Here is a 4,809-nt window from a genome sequence, read left to right on the forward strand (position 1 = left end):
ATTTGGATGCCTTCTGGCATCTTATTTTCTTCTTTTAGCTCCTCAATTGCTACTGGATAAGCTGGATTCTTATCAACTGTTATAACACGAGGCTTTGAAACATGAAAAGACCGCAAAGCTTTCTTGAAAAAGCGCTTTGCAGCCTTCTGATTTCTTGTTTTGCTTAGGCAAAAATCGATTGTATTTCCTTGCGAATCAACAGCACGATACAGATACATCCAGTGACCTTTTACTTTAATATATGTTTCATCAACTCTCCAAGAGTCATTTGTTTGTTTGAGATAACGTCGGATCCGCTTATCCAATTCAGGGCCATATTGATGAACCCAACGCATAATGGTTGTGTGAGAAATGGATAAACCCCGTTCCTCCATCATTTCTACCAGATCACGAAAACTGAGGTTGTACCGTAGGTACCATCTTACCGTTAATAAAATAATATCAGGCTGATAATGCTTCCATTTGAATATATTTTCCTTTTCCATACCAATTACACACCCTCTTTAGATTAGTAGTATCAGTATGTCCAAGATTTATAGATTCATTGCAATTTTCCTAGCGTTTTCGCACCAGAACCTTTAAACGTACAATTTTCTTTTTTTGATATGGTAACCCCTTCAAGGAAAAAGAAGATAATCCTATAGCGGGGTAGCACCACATCGCCATCAAGTTAAGAAACTCATCGTTCTCCAAAACGAAAAAATGCACTGGATTCTCATAGACAACTGTGGTGAGATAAAATTTTTGTTTTGGGGGTACTTCAAAATCTTAGCTTGATGGCAATGGGGACATCTCAAAATCTTGTCCTGAAAAACTGGACTTTATTCTTTCCTGGTATTAATGAGTAAAAGGAAATTCGTACTAGAATGGGGAATAATACATTACTATCTATGAATAAGGGGGATTATTTTGAGCAATCGAGTTTTAAACCTTACTAAAGCAATTCATAACATAATAGATGAACAATTTTCTGGAGCTATTTACATCAAGGATAACAATAAAGTCTTATTTGAATCAGCATTTGGTTATGCGAACAGGGCGGATAAAAAATTGAATACTGTTCATACACGTTTTGGAATTGCATCTGGCTGTAAGTTGTTTACAGCTGTTGCTATTTGCCAACTCGTTGAAAAGGGTTTACTATCATTTGAAACTCGTCTTGAAAATTGTTTGAACATAAAATTTCCGCATTTTAACAAAGGCGTAACAATTCATCACCTTTTGACCCACAGTTCTGGAATACCGGACTATTTTGATGAACAAGTAATGGATGACTTTGAAGACCTTTGGAAACAAATACCTATGTATCTCTTGAATGACGCAAAAGATTTTCTTCCTTTATTTCAAAATGGGGAGATGATGTTCCAACCTGGAGAAAAATTCCACTACAATAATGCTGGATTTATTGTTTTAGGTTTAATCGTGGAACAACAATCAGGACTTTCTTTTACCGACTATATTGAAGCAAATCTCTTTCAACGATGTGGAATGAATGACTCAGGATATTTTCCTTTAGATCGACTCCCTAAAAGCACTGCCTATGGGTACATAGATAATAAAGATGAAACATGGAGAACAAATACCTACTCGATTCCAATAAAAGGTGGAGCTGATGGGGGGGCTTTTATTACACCATCTGATATGATCAAATTTTGGGAAGCATTGTTAAATCATCAGCTTTTAAGTAAAGAATACACAGAAATACTTTTAAATTCGCAAATCCATGTTAAAGATGGGGTAGATTATGGATATGGACTTTGGATCACTAAAAGGGAAAAATCTATAATTAAGTATCATGTAATGGGATATGACCCTGGCGTGAGCTTCCATTCTGCTTTTTATCCTAAATCAGGAATCAAGATAGCGATACCTTCAAACAAAAGTTCAGGATCCTTTGAAGTAATGAAGGGGATTGAAGAAATTTTTGAGAGATGACCAAACTTTTTTATAAGGGGTAGCACCACATCGCTATCAAGCTAATACAACAAAATCCCCCCTAAAATGAAAAAATACGCTATTCTTTCTGTAGAATCATAGGAAAGGATGGCGTTTTTGTATGTGTAAAAAGACAATAAAGTTATTTAATTTTTAAACCTAAAACAAGCATAACCCCGTTCTAAATTTAGGACGGGGTTATGCTTGTTTGATTTTCGATATAAGATACTTCACTGTACTTAAAGATATAGCAATAAAGGCGTTTAAAAATCTAAGTTTTATTCCACAATAGCGCCCTTTAATTGAATAACTAAAATATGATCTCAATCCTAAAATCACTTAATTCTTCTTCAACTAACGCTACCCGTTACTTTAAGTACAATATTTTACAATCTGGATTGATTGAGCGATGATGGCTCAATATTATTTTTCTAAGTTTACTATTTTACTTCCTTCTCAATGGTCTGCTTTATTACTTGAGATGCTCGATCAATGCGAATTCTCATTTCAGGTTCTGTATGATTTGGTAGAAAATCAGTGATCCAGACGAGAATACTTTCGTTCTCATCCTTTGCAAAAACTTGAAAAGAAGCATGATGATGAATTAAGGGTGGATTACTTCCTTCGACAACTGCATAAGAGAACCGATATGTTTCGGCATCAATCGAAACAATCCGTTCACGTACTACTCCTCCATGTGGAAAATATAGAATTCTATCATTACCGTCTAACTGGGTATCCAAAGTATACCCTGGTACAAACCGTTGATGTACAGCACCGATATCACTCACTGCGTCCCATACTTGATCAGCATTTGCTTCAATTACGATTTCTTTACGAATAGTAGCCATATCTTTCTCCTCCTTCCCCATTATTATATTTTTGATTAATATGTAAGTGGATCAAAAACTAAATAATTAATGTGTTTTTTTAAACTTTTCTATTTATTGGTTATTAGAAGCACAAAATTTACAATTAGGATCTTTACATAGTTCTCTATTATGCATAATGACATTTTAATTCAGACGTACTTTTCCTTTCACTATAAAAACCCCTTAGATAACTATATACAAAGGGGTAAAGCATCGTAACTTTTTTGCAAACATCGTGTCTTTTTTATAAACACCGTGACCTTATTTAAAAGCGGCAACCATACATATTAGACATATCTAAAATGTGTGGTCCTTTTAATTTCAACTGTTTCACTTATCTAACCTAAATATAATTATAAGTACACTTGTAAGTGTTTTTTATTTAAGTTGTTGTTTTGTAATAAAGCTTGATCAAAAGCATGCTACAAAAATTGATTTTTCAACAGAAGAAACCCAAACATTTCGAAAAAAGTTTGATCAAAATGCTTGGATTATTTGTTGCTAGTGAATAATTTTTTATAAAAAAGTTTAATTATTTTTCTACCTGTGTTTGCTCAACAATCGCGCCCTTTTCTTGAATAAACAAGAAGCTCATATTAGCCAGTATTGTGGAAGCAATTAACTTATTCTTGCTGGTAATGTTAAATATCGTAGAAGAGTGAGATTACTTTGGATCAACAATTGTTTGATTAAAGTTATCCGTTAGCTCAAAGAAAGATCTTAAACATCTCTCGATCCTCAATAAACGTCACCTTTTTGAAGAAAAAATGGATTACTCTTCTCTTGCCTATTTATAATGAATAACATTTTCAGAATACCAATAAAAAGCATAATCAGTCATAACTGAAGAATCACCCAACTGATGTAACATAGCTGAAATATTCCCTCTATGATAGGTTCCATGATTCACAACGTGTAAGACCATTTCAGATAGACTTGTTTCTCTTAATCCTGCCCATGGATTATCCAACATTATTCTCTTTTCCATATCTTCCTGTCTGTTCAAAAAGGATTTAAACCGAGATGTTAAAGTGTGAAATTCCGTTTCTAAGTCTTCAATGGGCAGTTTCTCAATCTTTTCTTGAATTTGAAATGAAGATTGCATTGCTTCATTCATACTCTGACCCTCGAGGGTATTAAGCCATCCATATTCCACCAAATAGAGATGAGATAAAACCTTTGAAACAGAAGAAAAGACACTTTTCATTTCCTTTTGATATTTCTCAGGAGAAAGTGTCTTAAGATGATCAATAATCCGTTGATTTGCCCATACATGATAGTTATATAGATTTTCTACATGATTTGCCATACAATCTCCTCCTTATCATCACATTTTTAATATTCCTTATCAGAATGAATTATTCCTTTAAATATCATTACTTATCTGATGAGATCTTCAACTAAATGGCTCTTTAATGGAGTAACTTTATTGCTATTCAACAGTTCCTTAATCCGCCTTTCAGTTCAGCTCTTCTTTTCACTATAAAAACACCCCTATAGATAAACAGATTCAAAGGGGCAAAACATCGTATTTTTTTATAAACACCATGACTTTATTTAAAAGTAACATTTAAATCTTCAGCATATGGAAGTACTTCCTCAAAAATGGATGTAATATTTATGATACGCTCTTTTTTCGTCTTTCCTTCTTTAACTTTAAATTCTTTCCGTTTTTTTCGCTTTAGTTTTAAAATTTCATCAGTTTCCATTTTAAGTAAATCACTTACACGTAACCCAGTATGGTTCTGGTGCAAATACTTAGGAAAGATATAAAGAGGCGAAAAGTTTCCTAGTGGAATCTAGTCTTAAGCAGCAATTCCAAATAGTTGATGGATGAACTTCACTTGATTTTGGACAGACTTGTTGATATTATCCCCTTAAGGTAGACAGTGTAAAAAGACCATGAATAAACATGGATGTTACACTTTTACTTGGAGGGGATTTTATTATGGTTAAAAAAGGGGATAAATTTCAAACTTATTCAGATGAATTAAAGATACAA

At 33.4% G+C, this 4,809-nt stretch carries 4 protein-coding genes and 1 pseudogene; 1 reads left to right on the top strand and 4 read right to left on the bottom strand.

Going from position 1 to position 4,809, the window contains the following annotated elements:
- Window positions 1-485: IS6 family transposase (locus C564_RS0131010; protein WP_018768166.1), on the bottom strand; the 485-nt coding region annotated here is incomplete at its 3' end.
- 424 nt (window positions 486-909) lie between these two features.
- Between C564_RS0131010 and C564_RS0131015 the strand changes: the two genes are divergently transcribed.
- Complete coding sequence (locus C564_RS0131015; protein WP_003203781.1) at window positions 910-1,935, top strand: serine hydrolase domain-containing protein; 1,026 nt, start codon at window positions 910-912, stop codon at window positions 1,933-1,935.
- Window positions 1,936-2,375: 440 nt separating this feature from the next.
- On the opposite strand, the gene C564_RS0131020 is transcribed toward C564_RS0131015, so the two are convergent.
- The 3 genes and pseudogenes from C564_RS0131020 to C564_RS35975 form a co-directional block, all read right to left on the bottom strand.
- The gene (locus C564_RS0131020) at window positions 2,376-2,786 is read right to left on the bottom strand and encodes an SRPBCC family protein (RefSeq protein ID WP_000201380.1); all 411 of its coding nucleotides are present in this window, start codon (window positions 2,784-2,786) and stop codon (window positions 2,376-2,378) included.
- 808 nt (window positions 2,787-3,594) lie between these two features.
- Window positions 3,595-4,116, bottom strand: a complete 522-nt coding sequence (locus C564_RS0131025; RefSeq protein ID WP_003204381.1) for a DinB family protein — start codon at window positions 4,114-4,116, stop codon at window positions 3,595-3,597.
- A gap of 250 nt (window positions 4,117-4,366) precedes the next feature.
- Window positions 4,367-4,549 (bottom strand): annotated as a pseudogene (locus C564_RS35975) (tyrosine-type recombinase/integrase); the annotation flags it as partial.
- Window positions 4,550-4,809: the final 260 nt, after the last annotated feature.

Origin of the sequence: Bacillus sp. 105MF, from assembly GCF_000374885.1 — a bacterium.
Lineage (GTDB): Bacteria > Bacillota > Bacilli > Bacillales > Bacillaceae_G > Bacillus_A > Bacillus_A pseudomycoides.